This window comes from Halobacterium sp. KA-6, assembly GCF_021029015.1.
In the GTDB taxonomy this organism is placed as follows: Archaea; Halobacteriota; Halobacteria; order Halobacteriales; family Halobacteriaceae; genus Halobacterium.
Map to the genome: position 1 here is coordinate 350349 of NZ_JAJJZH010000001.1, position 15563 is coordinate 365911.

The following is a 15563-nucleotide window of genomic DNA, read 5'->3' on the forward strand; positions in this document are numbered from 1 at the left end:
GCCGCGTGAATTACGGGCCCGGCCGCCGACGCCGTAGCCATGGACACGCTCCCCAAACGAGTCGGCCGGTTGACCGTGCTGGCACTCGGCGTGGTCGTCGGCGTGGTCGTCGGCTGGGTGTTGTTCGTGCGGACGCCGGCCGGCGGCCCCACGATTCTCGGCGTGCTGTTGACGCTCCTCACCGGCGTGGTGTTCCTCCAGTTGGGCGGGAACGCCGCGGACACCGTGTTCGGCGCGTACGACACCGCCGAAGTCCGCGTCGAGGGTCCGATAGCACGGGACGGCGGGCAGTCGCTACCGACCGACCCGCGACAGATTCCCGCGGACGCCGTGGTCGACCAGATCGAGCGCGCAGACGACGACAGCAACACGAACGCGCTCGCCGTCCGCCTGAACACGCCCGGCGGCGAGGTCGTCCCGAGCGACGATATCCGGCGCGCAGTCCTCGACTTCGACGGGCCGACAGTCGCGTACGTCACCGACGTCTGCGCGAGCGGCGGCTACTGGATTGCCAGCGCCTGCGACCACGTGGTCGCCCGCGAGAACAGCCTCGTCGGCAGCATCGGCGTGCGCGGGTCGACGCTGAACGCCTCGGCGCTCGCGGACGACCTCGGCGTCGACTACGAGCGCTTCGTCGCCGGCGAGTACAAGGACGCCGGCAACCCGCTGCGGGAGATGCGCGAGGACGACCGCCGCTACCTCCAGGGGCTGGTCGACGACTTCTACGAGTCGTTCGTCGAGCGCGTCGCCGAGGGCCGGGACCTCTCCCCCGAGCAGATTCGGGACACGGAGGCCCGCGTCTACGTCGGCCGGGACGCCCACGAGCGCGACCTCGTGGACGAAGTCGGGACCCGGGACGACGCCGAAGCGTACCTCGAAGCCGAAGTCGGCCACGAGGTCGAAATTAGAGAGTTCGAGCCGCCGCGCGGGATGTTCGTGCGGATGCGGCGGACCGCCGTCGGCGCGGCGTACGCGTTCGGCGCGGGGCTGGCCGACGCAGTCGGTGACGGCGACGGGACGAACGTCGACCTCCGGTGACCCGAGCGCGGGGTTTTTATCACGGCAGCGCGACGCTGTGGACGATAGATGCGCACGCTGGTCGTCTGTGTGGACCGGACCGGGGACATCCCCCGACAGACCGGGTTGCAGACGCCGGTCGCGGGCTGGGAGGCGGTGCAGTCGCTGGTCGTGGAGATGGGCATCGCCGACCCCGAGGACTCCGCCGTGAACACCCTGCTGGAGGCGCTTCGGGTCACCCGCGACCTCCGGGACGGCGAGGACGACGCCGTCGTCGCCGCCATCTCCGGGAGCGGCGACACCGTCTCCGCGGACCGCTCGGTCGCCGACCAACTGGACGACCTCATCGAGCGCTACGACCCCGACTCGGCGGTCGTCGTCATCGACAGCGCCGAGGACGAGCGCGTCGTCCCCATCGTGGAGAGCCGCCTTCAGGTGGACGCCGTCGACCGCGTGGTCGTCCGGCAGGCCCGCGACCTCGAGTCCACGTACTACCTCCTCAAGCAGTTCCTCGCCGACGAGGAGCTCCGACAGACCGTGCTCGTGCCGCTGGGCATCGTCCTGCTGGTGTTCCCGGCGCTGATGATGGTGACCGGCAGCCTCGCGGTCGCGGTCGCCGCCATCACCGCCGTCATCGGCCTGTTCGTCCTCTACAAGGGCCTGAGCATCGAGAACTACCTCGCGGAGGTCCCCGCGCAGGCGCGGGACGCGCTGTACTCCGGCCGCGTCTCCATCGTCACGTACGTCGTGGCGGGCGGCCTCGCGCTCGTCGGCGTGTTCGCGGGCGCGCTCGGCATCTCCGACCTGCCCTCGGAGACGCCGCTGTTGTTGACCGCGATGGCGTTCACCTACTACAGCGTGCCGTGGATAACACTCGGTGGCCTCGCGGCCAGCGCCGGCCGGCTGTTCGACGAGTTCATCCGCCACGAGGAGGTCCGCACGTCGTTCCTCAACCTCCCGTTCGGCGTGCTCGCGGTGGGGCTCGTCGTCCGCGGGTTCTCGGCGTACTTCATGGAACTGGCCGGCGAACTCGACGCCGTCGCGGTGCCTGCCGCGGAGGTCGGCGCGCTCTCCATCGAGGGGTTCGTGCTCTCCCCCGAGGAGCGGCTCGCGGCGTTCGTCGTCGCCGGCGTGCTCGTCAGCGTCATCGGCCTCCGCGTCGCGACCCGGTTCAGCGACGTCGACGAAGTCGACGTGGAGGACGGCGAGGAGCCAGTGGAGCCATAGAGTGGAGTATTTCAACGCCGCGCCGCAAGCACGAGTATGACTGACGGCCAGTGGGTGAGCCTGTTCTCCGGCGGCAAGGACTCCTCGTGGGCGCTCTACCGCGCGCTCGAGGAGGGTCTGGACGTCGCGCGCCTCGTCACCGTCCACCCCGAGGGCGACTCGTACATGTACCACGTACCCGCGACGCGCCTCGCCAGCCTCGCCGCCGAGAGCATCGGCATCCCGCTCGTGGACGTCGAACCCGAGGACTTCGAGGCGGCAGCCGCAACCGAGTCCGGCGAGCAGGGCGACACCGAACTCGAACCGCTGGAAGCCGCGCTCGCCGACCTCGCCGACGACCTCGACGGCGGGCTCGCGGGCGTCACCGCGGGGGCCGTCGAGAGCGAGTACCAGACCTCACGCATCGAGGCGATGGCCGAGCGGCTCGGCTGCGAGGTGTTCGCGCCGCTGTGGCAGCGCGACCCCCGCGACCTCGCCGACGAGATGCTCGCCGCCGGCTTCGAAATCACCATCGTCCAGGTGGCGGCGTACGGCCTCGACAAGTCGTGGCTCGGCCGCACGCTCGACCGCGACGCGCTCGACGAACTCGAAGCCCTCAACGAAGAGTACGGCGTCCACGTGCTCGGCGAGGGCGGGGAGTTCGAGACCTTCGTCACCGACGGCCCGCACATGTCTCGTCCAATCGAGTTGGAGTACGACACCGTCTGGAACGGCGACCGCGGCCACATCGAGGTTACGGACGCACGGCTGGGCGAGTAGGGGAGGAGTGGCCAGTACCTTATTCCGGGTTCGTGTCGGGAATCCGGTATGGGAACGGCTGGCGAGAACGGCACGAACGTGGCGGGCGAGACGCCGGAACCGGTCGCGCCGCCCACGGCGGCGGACGGCGAGACGACCGTCACCGAGGAGGGGACGGAACTCGAACGCTCCATCGGCCTGAAGGGCGGCGTCGCCATCGGCGTCGGGACGATGATTGGCGCGGGTATCTTCGTGTTCCCGGGGCTGGCGGCCGGCAACGCCGGGCCCGCGGCCGCGGGGTCGTTCGCCATCGGCGCGGTCATCGCGTTGCTCGTCGCGCTCCCGGCTTCGGAGTTGGCGACCGCGATGCCCAAGTCCGGCGGCGGCTACTACTTCATCTCGCGGGCGCTCGGCGCGCTCCCCGGCGCGGTCGTCGGCATCAGCATCTGGCTCGGGCTCGTGTTCGCGACCGCGTTCTACCTCGTCGGCTTCGGGAACTACGCCGCCGCCTTGCTGCTCGAAGCCGGCGTCCCCGTCGGGAACATCCCGGTGGTCGTGCCGCTGGCGCTGGTGTTCGGCGTGGCGCTCACGGCGCTGAACCTCTTCGGGACGGAGAACGCCGCGAAACTCCAGAACTACGTCGTCGGCCTGCTGTTGACGATTCTCGTCCTCTTCCTCGGCTACGGCGGCCTCGACGCCGTCGGCGTGTTCGGGACCGCGAGCACGCCCGAGACGTTCATGCCGTTCGGGCCGATGCCGATGTTCACGACCGCGGCGCTCGTGTTCACCTCGTATCTGGGATTCGCGCAGGTCGCGACCGTCGCCGGCGACATCAAGAACCCCGGACGGAACCTCCCGCTGGCGATGGTCGGCTCGGTCGTCATCGTCGGCATCCTCTACGTCTCGACGATTTTCGTGGCGACGAGCGCGTTCGGCAGCGACCCGCTGTCGCGGTTCGGCGAGACCGCCATCGTCGAGGTCGCACGAGCGTACTTCGGTGACGCGGGCGCGCTCGCCATCCTCGTCGCCGGCCTGCTCGCGACCGTCTCCAGCGCGAACGCGTCGATTCTCTCCACCTCGCGGGCAGTGTTCGCGGTGAGCAAGGACGCGCTCGTCCCGCAGTATGCGAGCCGCCTCAACCTCAAGTACGGCACGCCGCACGTCGCGCTCGCGATGGCCGGCGGCCCGGTGCTCGTGCTCGTCGCGCTCGGCGAGGTCGAAGTGCTCGCGGAGGTCGCGTCGTTCCTCCACCTCGTGATGTACGGGCTGATGTGCGTCGCGCTGATTTCGATGCGCCGCGACGAACCCGAGTGGTACGACCCCGACTTCCGCGTGCCCGCCTACTGGCTGGTCGCGGGCGTCGGCGCAGTCGCCAGTTTCGCGCTCATCGGGTTCATGCAGCGCGCCTCCCAGATAATCGGGCTCGCCATCATGGCCGCGGCCGCCGGGTGGTACAAGTACTACGCGAGCGACGTGCAACTCAAGGGGGTCCTCTGATGACAGCCGACGAATCCACGCCGTTCGAGTCCGCGCCAGCCGACGAATCGCTGCACATCCGCGAGCCCCCGCGCGTGCTCGTGCCCGTGGAAGTGCTGGAGGGCGAGTCCATCTCGGAGTCGCTGGCTGCGTTCCTCGCGCCTGCGAACGTCGTCGTCCTGGGCTACCACGTCCTCCCCGAGCAGACGCCGACCGAGCAGGCGAGCATGCAGTTCGAGGACCGCGCGCAGGAAGCCGTCGAGGACCTCGCGGAAACGTTCCGCGCCGCTGGCCGCGACGTCGAAACCCGAGTCGCGTTCACGCACGACCGCGACCAGACCGTCGAACGCGTCGCCGAGGAGGTCGGCGCGACTGCCGTCCTCCTCCCGAATCCCGTCGGCGACATCGAGGACGTCGTCGTCCCGATTCGGGGCACCGTCGACGCCGACCGCCTCGCGGACCTCGTCGGTACGCTGCTCGCGGGCGGCGAGGGCACCGTCACGCTCTGGGGCATCGAGGAGAGCGGCGTCGACTTCGACGCCGACGAAGCCGTGGAGTACGTCCGCGAGACGCTCGCCGACCGCGGGCTCCCCGCCGACCAGATTACCACCGAAGTTACTGAATCGGAGTACCCCATCCGCAGCATCGTCGACCGCTCCGGCGAGTTCGACGTCATCGTCATGGGCGCGGGCGGCGAGTCGGTGTTCGCGGCGCTGTTCGGCGACGAGACCGAGCGCGTCGCGGAAGGCGCGGTCGCACCCGTACTGGTCGTGCGGGACCGCGAAGTCGAGGAATAGTAGCGGTTACCGAACCGACGGGTCGACTTACGCCTCGTCGAACGTAGTGAGATGGTCGCTCACTGCGTTCGCGCTGCGACTCACTCGCTCGGCCCCGCTATGCGGGGTCGAATAGGGTCTCGCCTTCGACCATGTGCTCCTCGACGGTGTCCATGTCGAGGGTGAGGCCGAGGCCGGGCTTCTCGGGGATGGTGATGGAGCCGTCCTCGATGACGTCTTCTTCGACGAGGTCGCTCCACCAGCCGAGTTCGTAGGAGTGGAACTCCACGGCGAGGCTGTTCGGGATGGCGGCGCCGACCTGGGCGCTCGCCATCGTCGCGATGGGCGAGGAGACGTTGTGCATCGCCACCGGCACGTAGTACTGGTTGGCGACGTCCGCAATTTTCTGGGTCTCGCGCATGCCGCCGACCTTCGGGAGGTCGGGCGCGACGATGTCCACGGCCTGGTTCTCGATGAGGCGGCGCTCCTCGGTGACGCGGTAGCGGTTCTCGCCGACCGCGATGGGCGTCGTCGTGGACTTCGTGACCTCCTCCTGCACTTCGAGGTTCTCCGGGGGGACGGGGTCTTCGAGCCACCAGACGTCGTACTCCTCGAGTTCGCTGGCGAGGCGCTTCGCCGAGCCACCGGAGAACGTCCAGTGGCAGTCGAAGGCGACGTCCGCGCGGTCTTTCACGCGCTCGGTGACCTGCTCGACGATTTCGGCCTTGTGGCGAATCTCGCCCGGGCGGAGGTGGCGGTTCGCGCGGTCCTTCTCCAGGCCGCTGGGCACGTCGAGGTCGAATTTGAGGGCGTCGTAGCCGAGTTCCTCGACGACGCGTTCGGCTTCCTCGGCGCACGCCTCGGGGTCGGCTTCCTCCTCGGTGTGGCAGTCACAGTAGACGCGCACGTCGTCGCGGTACTTCCCGCCGAGCAGCTGGTAGGCGGGCACGTCCAGCACTTTCCCGGCGAGGTCGTGGAGCGCGACCTCGATGCCGGAGATGGCCGTCACAGTGACGCCCTCGACGGAGCCCTCGCCGCTCATCTTCTGGACGAGGTGCTCGAAGAGGCGGTCGATGTCGAGGGGGTTCTCCCCGATGACGAACGGCTTCATCCGCTCGATGAGTTCGGGGACGCCCGCGCCCCAGTAGGCTTCGCCGGTGCCGACGACGCCCGCGTCGGTGTAGACGCGGACGAGCGTCCACGGGAAGTTACCGTCGACCATCGTCGTCTGTACGTCCGTGATTTCGAGGTCGCGGGGTGCGGGCCGCTCCCGGTCGGCTCCCATCGTCTCCGCGGAGAGCTCGCGCATCGTGTACTCCGCGTTCGGGTCGTGGAGGTCGCTGTAATCTATCCCCATGGTCGAAGGTTCACTCGTTTCGGTGTAAATCTATGGTTTCGAGGAGACCGAGTTCGTCCAGGCGGACTTCGAGGGCCTCGCGCTGGTCGTCGTCCATCGTCCGTAACGGCGAGCGCAGCGGGCCGGCGTCGAACCCGCGCAACTGGAGCGCGGTCTTCACGCCCGCCATGTACGGCCCCTGCTTGAGCGCCGTGCGGACGTCGTAGACCGTGCTCTGGAGGTTGCGCGCGTGCTCGGTGTTCCCCTCGTCGTAGGCCTCGTAGAGGTCCACGACGAGTTCCGGGAACGCGTTCGCGACCGCCGACACCATGCCCGTGCAGCCGAGGTCGAGGCCGGGCACGAGCAGCGAGTCCGAGCCCGCGACGAAGGTGAGCTCGGGGTGGTCGTCGATGGCCTGCCCGAGCCACGGGACGTCCTTCGAGGAGTCCTTGATGCCCGCGAGGTTGTCGATGGCCGAGAGGTCGTCGAGCACGTCCAGGGACAGCGAGTTCCCCGTCTTCGAGGGGATGTGGTAGACGTACACCGGGAGGTCGACGGCGGCGGCGACGCGCTCGTAGTGCGCGACTGTAGCCTCGTCGTCCAGCGGGTAGTAGTACGGCGTGACGACGACGACGCCGTCGACGCCGGCTTCCTCGGCGTGTTCGGCGTGTGCGACCGTCTGCCGGGTGCTGGGCGCGCCGACGCCGGCGATGACCGGGACCTCGCCGCCGACCTCGTCGACGACGGCTTCGACGACGCGCTGTCGTTCGCCGCCCGTCAGCAGGGGGAACTCGCCGTTCGTCCCGAGCGGGAAGACGCCGTCGACGCCGCGGTCGACGACGAACCGTGCGTGTTCGGCGGTGCGCTCGAAGTCGACCGTTTCGTCGTCGTGGAACGCTGTCACGGTCGGCGGGACAACCCCGTGGAGGTCGAGGGGGTCGTCCGCGCCGGGGGCTGGTGCGTGGTCTGGCACGTGCGGCGGGTCGCCCGCCGCCAGCATAAGCGCCGTGGTTCCGACGACGACTTTTCCACACGTGAGTAAACTTTTTGCCGCCGCGATCGGTACGTGCTCGCATGGACGTCGAGGTGAAGCTCACGGGAACGCTCGCCGCTCGTACCGGCACGCACAGCGCCCGCGTCGGCGTCGCCGCCGACGCCACTGTCGCCGACGTCGTGGACGCGCTCGCCGACGAACTCGGGTCCCACGTCCGCGCAGGTGTCCTCGAAGGGTCGCGGCTCCGCACGGACACGGTCGTCGTCCGGGACTCCACGGACAGCGAGCCGCTCTCCGCCGGTAGCCGCCTCCACGAGGGCGACACCGTCCGTTTCAGCCTCGCCAGCTAACCTACTGTTCTGCGAGCCGATTCAGCGCCCACGCGGTCCTGAGCACCTCGTCGGCCGCGCCCTCGTCGAAGACGAGGTCGTCGGTCTCCCAGACGTGCTCTAGGACGCGCTTGGAGGCGTGGTCGGGCGCTGCCGCGATACCCGCGTCCTCTTCGGCGACCCACTCCATCACGCGCAGGTCGCTCTTGCTGTCGCCCATCACGAGCGCGAACGGGTCGTCGACGTCGAGCACGTCGAAGGCTCCCTGCACGCCCACGACCTTGTTCAGTTCGCGGGACGCGATTTCGGCGGCGTCGGCCTCGTAGTACGCTACGTCGATTCGTTCGAGCACCGCGCGCACGTCCTCGGGGACGGTGACGTCCTCGGGCTGCTGGTCGGCGTCGGCGAGGACGCCCGCGATTTCGGGATCCTGGTCGGCGTAGAACGCGCGCACGTGGTCGGCGGTCGCGCCCGCCACGCAGTCCGCCAGCAGTTCGAGTTCGTACCGGAGCGCGTCGTCGATGAGGCCGCGGGCGCGGTCGCTGCCCGTCTCGAAGTTCGGCTTGAGCGTGACGTTGAACTCGTTGCCCTGGAGGTGACAGCCCTGCCGGATACCCTCCGGGGCGTCGGAGAGCACGCGGGCGCGCACGTCGTCGAACACCGTGCGCACGTCGTCTTCGAGCCCCTCGTAGAGCAGTTGTTTCGTGTCGGGGCCGTGGCCAGGCGTGAACACGCCCGTCCCCGCCTCGTAGACGATGGAGACGTTCCCCGAGTGGACGAGTTCGTTCCCGAGCCCCTGAATCAGGAAGCCCTTGACGTTCTCCAGGGTCTGCCCCGTACAGATGACGATGGGGACGCCGGCCTCGTGGAACTCCGTGAGCAGGTGTAGCGTCTCGCGGGGAATCTCGTTGTCCGTGTGGCCCGCCGAGCGAAGCGTCTCGTCGACGTCGAGCACGAGCACGTTGACGCCGCGGTCGTACTTCGCGTGGAGGTCCAGCGCCGCGAACGCCTGCTCGCGGGACGCTCGCGCGACCAATTCGGCGTACGTGTCGCCGTCGTCGAACGCCGCGCGGACGTCGTCCTTCCGCGCGGCGAGTTCGTCGCTGGCGGACTCCCAGTACTCCAGGGCCACGCGGGAGTCGACGGGTGGGAACAGGTCCACGAGGTCCTGGTAGGCGCGTATCGTCTCCGCGTCGAACTCGTCGTAGAGTGCGTACAGTCGGTCGTACCGTTCCATACCGGCTGGACGGACGGCACCGGTTTAGGTGTGGGTGGGAGCCGGCGCGCGGGTGGGGTTCGTCCGCGACGACTTACTCGATACATAATAAATATTTAGTCGGTGTGGGTGTGAGAGGTAGGCATGGACGCAATCGCCGTCACCCGCGACGACCGGACGCCGCGCGTCGTCGACCTGCCGCGGCCCGACCCGGCGCACGGGGAAGCGCTCGTGCGCACGCTCCGCGTCGGCGTCGACGGCACGGACCACGAAGTCATCGCGGGTAGCCACGGCGGCTTCCCCGAGGGCGACGACCACCTCGTGCTCGGCCACGAGGCCGTCGGCGTCGTCGAGGACCCGAACGGCACCGACCTCGACGCCGGCGACGTCGTCGTGCCGACGGTCCGCCGGCGGCCGAACGGCGCCAACGACTACTTCGAGCGCGGCGAGCCCGACATGGCGCCCGGCGGCGAGTACCACGAGCGCGGCATCGAGGGCGCGCACGGCTTCATGGCCGAGTACTTCACCAGCCCCGCGGAGTTCCTCGTCGAGATTCCCGCCGACCTCGCGGCGCGCGGCTTCCTCGTCGAACCCGTCAGCATCTCCGAGAAGGCCTTCGAGCACGCGTTCGCCGCGCGGTCGGCCTTCGACTGGCAGCCCGAGACCGCGCTCGTGCTCGGGAACGGCTCGCTCGGCCTGCTCACGCTCGCGATGCTCGAAACCGACGACCGGTTCGAGCGGACGTACTGCCTCGGCCGCCGCGACCGACCCGACCCCACAATCGACGTCATCGAACGCCTCGGCGCGACGTACGTCGACTCCCGGGAGACCGCGGTGCCCGACGTTCCAGCCGCCCACGAACCGATGGACTTCGTCTACGAGGCCACCGGCTACCCGAAACACGCCTTCGAGACGATAGAGGCGCTCGCGCCCAACGGCGTCGGCGCGCTCCTCGGCGTGCCCGAGAACTGGGCGTTCTCGGTCGACGGCGGTCGCCTGCACCGCGAGTTCGTCCTCCAGAACAAGGCGCTGGTCGGCAGCGTCAACTCCGGCGTCGAGCACTTCGAGGCTGCCGTCGACACGCTGCAGGCGCTCCCGGAGTGGCTGTTCGACGACCTCGTCACCGGCGTCTACGACCTCGACGACTTCGACCGAGCATTCGTCGACGACGAAACGACCATCAAGACGGCGGTTCAATTCGACAGTAGATGAAGAACGTCGACGACCTCATCGACAGCGCCTCGGAATTGGCGGCCCGCGGGCTGTCGCGTGGCGAAATCGCGGACGAACTGAACGTCTCCCGGGAGACTGCGAGCTGGCTCGTCGAGCGCGCGGGCGGCACCGCGTCTCCCGTCGACGAAGAACCGTCCGGTGGCCCCCAGGACGTGCACGTGGACTGGAGCAACATCGGCGAAGCCGGCGCGCGCCTCAACGCCATCGGCATGGCGCTGGCCGACGCGCTCCGCGAGCACAGCCACGACGTCGACCTCATCGTCGGCGTCGAGAAGGCTGGCGTGCCGCTGGCGACCGCCGTCTCGAACGAACTGAAGACCGACCTCGCGACCTACACCCCGCGCAAGCACCAGTGGGAGGAAGGCGACATCGAGAACCTCGGCGGGAGTTTCAGCCGGAACTTCGCCAGCGTCGAGGACCGCGAGTGCTTCGTCGTCGACGACACCATCACCTCGGGCACCACCATCTCCGAGACCGTCGACGCCATCCGCGACGCCGGCGGCAAACCCGTCGCCTGCGGCGTCCTCGTGGACAAGCAGGGCATCGCGGACGTCGACGACGTCCCCCTCGAATCGCTGTTCCAGGTCATCCGCGTCGGCAACGACGACTGACCCTCGGCTCTCGAGGTAGTCTCGAAAACCATCCTGCGGTCGAGCACGCGGCTCGCGGGTCGCTTTAACGTGGCCTCCCTGCGGTCGGCCATGCGGCTCACGGCTCCCGCTGGTCGCCGTTCGCTCGTTCCGTGGCGCGCCGCCAGCGCGCCACGCGTCCCAAGGCATTTCTCTGTCCTCGCCGTAGGACGGGTATGGCTTTCGACCCGATGGACTCCGCGATGGAGCAGGAAGCGGTCGACGAAATCGTCGCCGAGGCGATCGAGAACAACGACGTGGTGCTGTTCATGAAGGGGGACGCGCGGATGCCCCAGTGTGGGTTCTCGAAGCGCGCGGTCAACCTGATTTCGCAGTACCGACCGGACGTGCACACGGTGGACGCGCTCCAGAGCCTCGACGAGTTCCGCGTCGCGCTCGAGGAGCGCAGCGGCTGGGAGACCATCCCGCAGACGTTCGTCGACGGGGAGTTCGTGGGCGGCAGCGACATTCTCGCTGAACTCGAAGAGCGCGGCGAGCTCGCGGACGAACTGAACGCCGACGACGCCGACGTCGACGAGGACGCCGCAGCGACGAGCGCGGACGACGGCGTCGAGTCCCCGTTCTGAGCCGCACCGAGGCACTTTTCTTCGACGCTCGCCGCGTAGCGGCGGGTATCGCTATTCGACGGGGACGCCGCGCGTCGCGGTGGCTTTGAAGGAGACGACGACGTCGCGACCCGTTTCCAGCGAAAGTCGCTGACGGCTGTCCTCGGTGACCAGCGCGAGCACGGGGTCGTCGGCGCCGACGTCGACGGCGACGCGCGCGATGCGCTCCCCGGTCTCGACGCTCGTGACGGTGCCGGAGAAGCGGTTCCGTGCGCTCGTGTGCTCGGGCGTCGGCGTGTCCGCGGGGTCGGTCAGCGTGACGGCGTCCGCGCGCAGCGTGAGGTGGACGTCGCCGTCGCCCTCCGGGACGAGCGCGCGCACGCGCCCCGCGGCCGTCTCGACCGTCGCGAGTTCGCCGTCGCGCTCGACGACTGTCCCCGAGAGCACCGTCTCCGCGACCTTCGTGACCCCCTCGAAGCTCGTCTGCAGGCGCTCGAACGTCGCGAGCAGTTCGGTCGCGGTGTCCGTGAGTTCGCTGCCGCCGCCGCCGGAGCCGCCGCGCTGGCGCTCGACGAGCGACCCGAACGCGTCTTCGAGTTCGACGACGCGGCGCTGGGCGTGCGCGTACGAGCGCCCCAGCGACGCCGACGCGCTGCTCAGCGAGCCCTCGTCGTCGATGGCGCGCAACAGCGCGACGTCCCGCGTGTCCAGAGTTACCCCGTCGCTGCCGACGTAGGCGTCGAACTCGGGGTGGGTGTCCATGCGTCGCTGTACCCCGAGCACGCGCAAAAGGATTGGGTCGCGTCAGTAGATGAGCTCGTCGTCCTTCTCGACCATGTAGACGGTGCGCGCGGCGACGTTGACCGCGTGGTCGCCGACGCGCTCGAGGTCCCGCACCGTCAGCAGCATCCGGGAGACGTCGTTCATCAGGGCCTCGATCTCCGCCTCGCTGGACTCGGCGTCGATTTCGGTCTCGATGAGGTCCCGCATCACCGTCTCCGAGGCCTGCCGGCAGGCCTCGTCGAGGTCGTCGTCGCGCTCGGCGATTTCGTAGCAGGCGTCGACGTCCTCGTCGGCGTAGGCGTTCATCGCGTCCTCGACCATCTCGATGGTGGTGGTGCCGATGGCCTGGATGTCGACCTCGGGGAACATGTCGCGGTCCGCGTCGAGGGTGTACTCCGCGAGGTTCGTCGCGAGGTCGCCGATGCGTTCGAGGTCCGTCGTAATCTTGAACGACGACGCGATGAGCCGGAGGTCGCCGGCGACGGGCTGCTGGAGCGCGAGCAGGTCGATGCATTCCTCCTCGAGGTCGAGGTAGAGTTGGTTGACCTCGTCGTCGCCCTCGATGACGTCCCAGGCGGCCTCCTCGTCTTTCTGTTCCATGGCTTCGAGCGCCAGCCGCAGGCGGTCGACGACCACTTCGCTCATGTAGAGGACGTCGCTGCGGAGCGCCTCGAGTTTCTCTTGGTAGCTCTCTCGTGGCATGGTTGTTACCCGAACTTGCCCGTAATGTAATCTTCGACCCGGTCGTGCTCGGGGTTCTCGAAGATTTGGTCGGTGTCACCGAATTCGACGAGCTCCCCGCCCGTAAGGAATACGGCCGTCTTGTCGGAGATGCGGGCGGCCTGCTGCATGTTGTGCGTGACGATGACGACCGTGTAGTCCTCGGCGAGCTCCTCGATGAGGTCCTCGACCTGGCTGGTCGCGACCGGGTCGAGCGCCGACGCCGGCTCGTCCATCAGCAGGACCTCGGGGTCCGGCGCGATGGCGCGCGCGATGCAGAGCCGCTGTTGCTGCCCGCCCGACAGTTCCAGGCCGGAGCTGTCGAGCTGGTGGCTGACCTCGTCCCACAGCGCCGCGCGCTTGAGGGACTGCTCGACGATTTCGTCGTGGTCGCCCTCCACGTCCTGGATTTCGAGGCCGTAGGCGACGTTGTCGTAGATGCTCTTCGGGAACGGGTTGGGCTCCTGGAACACCATGCCGACGCGGCGGCGCAGCGCCACCGGGTCGACGTCGGGGTCGTAGACGTTCTTCCCGCGCAGGGAGAGCTCGCCCTCCACCCGGCAGGCCTCGATGCGGTCGTTCATCCGGTTGATGCAGCGCAGGAACGTCGACTTCCCGCAGCCCGACGGCCCGATGATGGCGGTGACGCGGTTCTCCGGGATGTCGATGTCGATGCTGTCGAGGGCCTGTTCCTCGCCGTAGAACACGTCGAGGTCCCGCGAGCGGATGATGGGGTCGGGGGTGGTCGTCGTCTCGCTGCTGGACGTCGCGCTCGCGACGTCGGTCTCGATGACCATGTCGTCGGCCGTCGGGTCGGCGGTCTCTCCGTCGCCCGCGTCGGCGCTGAACTCTGATGTGTTGTCGCTCATAGTGAATCACTCCGTGGACTGGTACTTGTTCCGCAGGACGATGGCGATGGAGTTCATCGCCAGCAGGATGGCGACGAGCACCACGACGCCAGCCGGGACGGCCTTCTGGTAGAAGTCGTCGCCGGCGTAGAGACTCGACCACGCGTACACCTGCAGCGGCATCGCGCTGGCGGCCTCCGAGAGGCCGGCCGGCAGCGAGTACTTGACGTTCGGCGCGCCGATCATGATGAGCGGCGCGGTCTCGCCGATGGCGCGGCCGAGCGCGAGAATCGTCCCGGTGAGGATGCCCGAGAACGACCGCGGTAGCACGACGTTCTTGACGGTTTGCCACTTCGTCGCGCCCATCCCGTACGACGCCGCCCGCGTCTCCTCGGGCACCGCGCGGATGGCTTCCCGCGCGGAGATGATGACGATGGGGAGGATGAGCAGGCCGAGGGTCGCGCCGCCGAGCAACACCGTGCCCGGGGGCTGGTTCAGGTACGTGACGAACAGCCCGAGCCCGAGCAGCCCGTAGACGACCGACGGCACGCCAGCGAGGTTCGAGATGTTCACGTCGATGATGCGCGTGAACCGGTTGTTCGGCGCGTACTCTTCGAGGTAGACGGCAGCGCCGATGCCCACGGGGAACGCGAGCACGGCGACGGTCAACATCAGCAGAATCGAGCCGCCGATGGCGGGGTAGAAGCCGGCTTCCGCGGCGGTGCTGCTGTGCGAGTTCGTGAGGAACGCCCAGTCGACCCACGACTGCGGGCCGGCGAACCCGACGACGTCTACGGCTACGGCCCCGACGAGCGACCCGACGACGACGGTCGCCGGGACGAGCAGGCCGACGCGTTCGGTCGGGCGGTTCACGGCGGTGCCGGCCGCGTAGACGAGCGGCGGCGCGATGCCGACCGCCGCGACGACGACGCCGGGAACGGGGTCGACGCCCGCGAACGGGGCGAGCGCGCCGCCGGCGAGCACGACCGCGAGGATGCCCGCACCGACCAGCACGTGGGTTCGTCGGTCGCGGTCGCCGGCGACGTACCGGCTCCCGATGTACGCCACGGGTGGCCCGAACGTCATGGCCATCATCAGCCACGGTGCCGGTGCGAACGGCAGGCCCGCGACGAAGCCGAAGAGGCTCGGGACGATGGTCGGGACGCCCGCGAGCGAGCCCAGCGGGCCGGGTACGCCGAACAGCGAGAGGTAGAACGCGGCGACGGTGACGACGAACTGCGCGACGAACGAGACGCGGTGGTCGTAGCTGACGACCGCCATCGTGACCGCGGTGGGGACGGCGAGCGCGAGCAGGAACGCCAGCCACGTCAGCGGCTCGACGATGTCCACGAAAATCATCGCCGCGCCGCCGCTGAACATCAGCGCGACGACGACGAAGCCGATGGTGAACACGCCCGTGCGGAGCGCAGCGATGTCCCGTCGGTTGGCGTACGCGCCGGCCGCCAGCGTCGGTATCACGAGCGTGAGGAAGAACGTCAGGTGCCAGCCGGGGTCGGCGGTCAGCGGCCGGATGGCGTCGTTGGCGACGTAGACCAGCAGTATCGTGACGAAGACGAGGCCGAACAGCGTCGCCGCCAACAGCAGGTAGCGGAACAGCGTGCCCGCCGTCCGGCTGACGCGTCCGAACCCCTCGATTTCGTTGTTCGTGGCCATC

At 69.0% G+C, this 15563-nt stretch carries 16 protein-coding genes; 9 read left to right on the forward strand and 7 right to left on the reverse strand.

The genetic code is table 11. The features are described from left to right. Positions 1 to 39: 39 nt before the first annotated feature. Genes sppA through LPA46_RS02005 form a run of 5 tightly spaced genes read left to right on the forward strand, consistent with a single transcriptional unit; the run spans position 40 to position 5255 of the window. Complete coding sequence (gene sppA / locus LPA46_RS01985) at positions 40 to 1038, forward strand: signal peptide peptidase SppA (RefSeq protein WP_230891138.1); 999 nt, start codon at positions 40 to 42, stop codon at positions 1036 to 1038. Between the two features lie 48 nt (positions 1039 to 1086). After that, a complete protein-coding gene (locus LPA46_RS01990) occupies positions 1087 to 2244 on the forward strand; it encodes a DUF373 family protein (protein WP_230891139.1) in 1158 nt (385 codons plus the stop codon). 36 nt (positions 2245 to 2280) lie between these two features. Then, a complete protein-coding gene (locus tag LPA46_RS01995; protein ID WP_230891140.1) occupies positions 2281 to 3003 on the forward strand; it encodes a diphthine--ammonia ligase in 723 nt (240 codons plus the stop codon). Between the two features lie 48 nt (positions 3004 to 3051). Next, the gene (locus LPA46_RS02000; protein ID WP_230887647.1) at positions 3052 to 4479 is read left to right on the forward strand and encodes an APC family permease; all 1428 of its coding nucleotides are present in this window, start codon (positions 3052 to 3054) and stop codon (positions 4477 to 4479) included. After that, entirely contained in the window at positions 4479 to 5255 is a 777-nt protein-coding gene (locus tag LPA46_RS02005; protein ID WP_230891141.1) for a universal stress protein, read from the forward strand. Before LPA46_RS02000 ends, LPA46_RS02005 begins: the two co-directional genes overlap by 1 nt. 97 nt (positions 5256 to 5352) lie before the next feature. Here the strand turns inward: LPA46_RS02005 and LPA46_RS02010 are convergent, their stop codons facing one another. Further along, entirely contained in the window at positions 5353 to 6591 is a 1239-nt protein-coding gene (locus LPA46_RS02010; protein ID WP_230891142.1) for a mandelate racemase/muconate lactonizing enzyme family protein, read from the reverse strand. Between the two features lie 10 nt (positions 6592 to 6601). After that, the gene (locus LPA46_RS02015) at positions 6602 to 7543 is read right to left on the reverse strand and encodes a dihydrodipicolinate synthase family protein (protein WP_230891143.1); all 942 of its coding nucleotides are present in this window, start codon (positions 7541 to 7543) and stop codon (positions 6602 to 6604) included. Positions 7544 to 7644: 101 nt separating this feature from the next. Between LPA46_RS02015 and LPA46_RS02020 the strand changes: the two genes are divergently transcribed. Beyond that, the gene (locus LPA46_RS02020; RefSeq protein ID WP_230887643.1) at positions 7645 to 7914 is read left to right on the forward strand and encodes a MoaD/ThiS family protein; all 270 of its coding nucleotides are present in this window, start codon (positions 7645 to 7647) and stop codon (positions 7912 to 7914) included. A gap of 1 nt (position 7915) precedes the next feature. Here the strand turns inward: LPA46_RS02020 and LPA46_RS02025 are convergent, their stop codons facing one another. Continuing rightward, a complete protein-coding gene (locus LPA46_RS02025) occupies positions 7916 to 9130 on the reverse strand; it encodes an HAD family hydrolase (protein WP_230891144.1) in 1215 nt (404 codons plus the stop codon). Between the two features lie 123 nt (positions 9131 to 9253). Here LPA46_RS02025 and LPA46_RS02030 point away from each other — a divergent pair, with 123 nt between their 5' ends. The 3 genes from LPA46_RS02030 to LPA46_RS02040 all read left to right on the forward strand — a co-directional run bounded on the left by LPA46_RS02030 (position 9254) and on the right by LPA46_RS02040 (position 11558). Continuing rightward, on the forward strand, positions 9254 to 10321 hold the full coding sequence (locus LPA46_RS02030; RefSeq protein WP_230891145.1) for a glucose 1-dehydrogenase: 1068 nt from the start codon (positions 9254 to 9256) through the stop codon (positions 10319 to 10321). Next, positions 10318 to 10953 carry a transcriptional regulator GfcR gene (gfcR, locus tag LPA46_RS02035; RefSeq protein ID WP_230887640.1) on the forward strand — a complete coding sequence of 212 codons (636 nt, stop codon included), beginning with the start codon at positions 10318 to 10320 and terminating at the stop codon, positions 10951 to 10953. The genes LPA46_RS02030 and gfcR overlap by 4 nt, the downstream gene beginning before the upstream one ends. A gap of 194 nt (positions 10954 to 11147) precedes the next feature. Continuing rightward, entirely contained in the window at positions 11148 to 11558 is a 411-nt protein-coding gene (locus LPA46_RS02040; RefSeq protein WP_230887639.1) for a glutaredoxin family protein, read from the forward strand. 51 nt (positions 11559 to 11609) lie between these two features. Here the strand turns inward: LPA46_RS02040 and LPA46_RS02045 are convergent, their stop codons facing one another. From LPA46_RS02045 to pstA, 4 genes are read right to left on the reverse strand one after another with little or no spacing between them, the layout of a single operon-like run. Further along, positions 11610 to 12299, reverse strand: coding sequence for a TOBE domain-containing protein (locus LPA46_RS02045; RefSeq protein ID WP_230891146.1), 690 nt, complete (start codon positions 12297 to 12299; stop codon positions 11610 to 11612). 42 nt (positions 12300 to 12341) lie between these two features. After that, positions 12342 to 13022 carry a phosphate signaling complex protein PhoU gene (gene phoU, locus LPA46_RS02050; protein WP_230887637.1) on the reverse strand — a complete coding sequence of 227 codons (681 nt, stop codon included), beginning with the start codon at positions 13020 to 13022 and terminating at the stop codon, positions 12342 to 12344. Between the two features lie 5 nt (positions 13023 to 13027). Continuing rightward, the gene (gene pstB / locus LPA46_RS02055) at positions 13028 to 13909 is read right to left on the reverse strand and encodes a phosphate ABC transporter ATP-binding protein PstB (RefSeq protein WP_230887636.1); all 882 of its coding nucleotides are present in this window, start codon (positions 13907 to 13909) and stop codon (positions 13028 to 13030) included. A gap of 6 nt (positions 13910 to 13915) precedes the next feature. Further along, the gene (pstA, locus tag LPA46_RS02060) at positions 13916 to 15562 is read right to left on the reverse strand and encodes a phosphate ABC transporter permease PstA (RefSeq protein WP_230891147.1); all 1647 of its coding nucleotides are present in this window, start codon (positions 15560 to 15562) and stop codon (positions 13916 to 13918) included. Position 15563 lies beyond the last annotated feature (1 nt).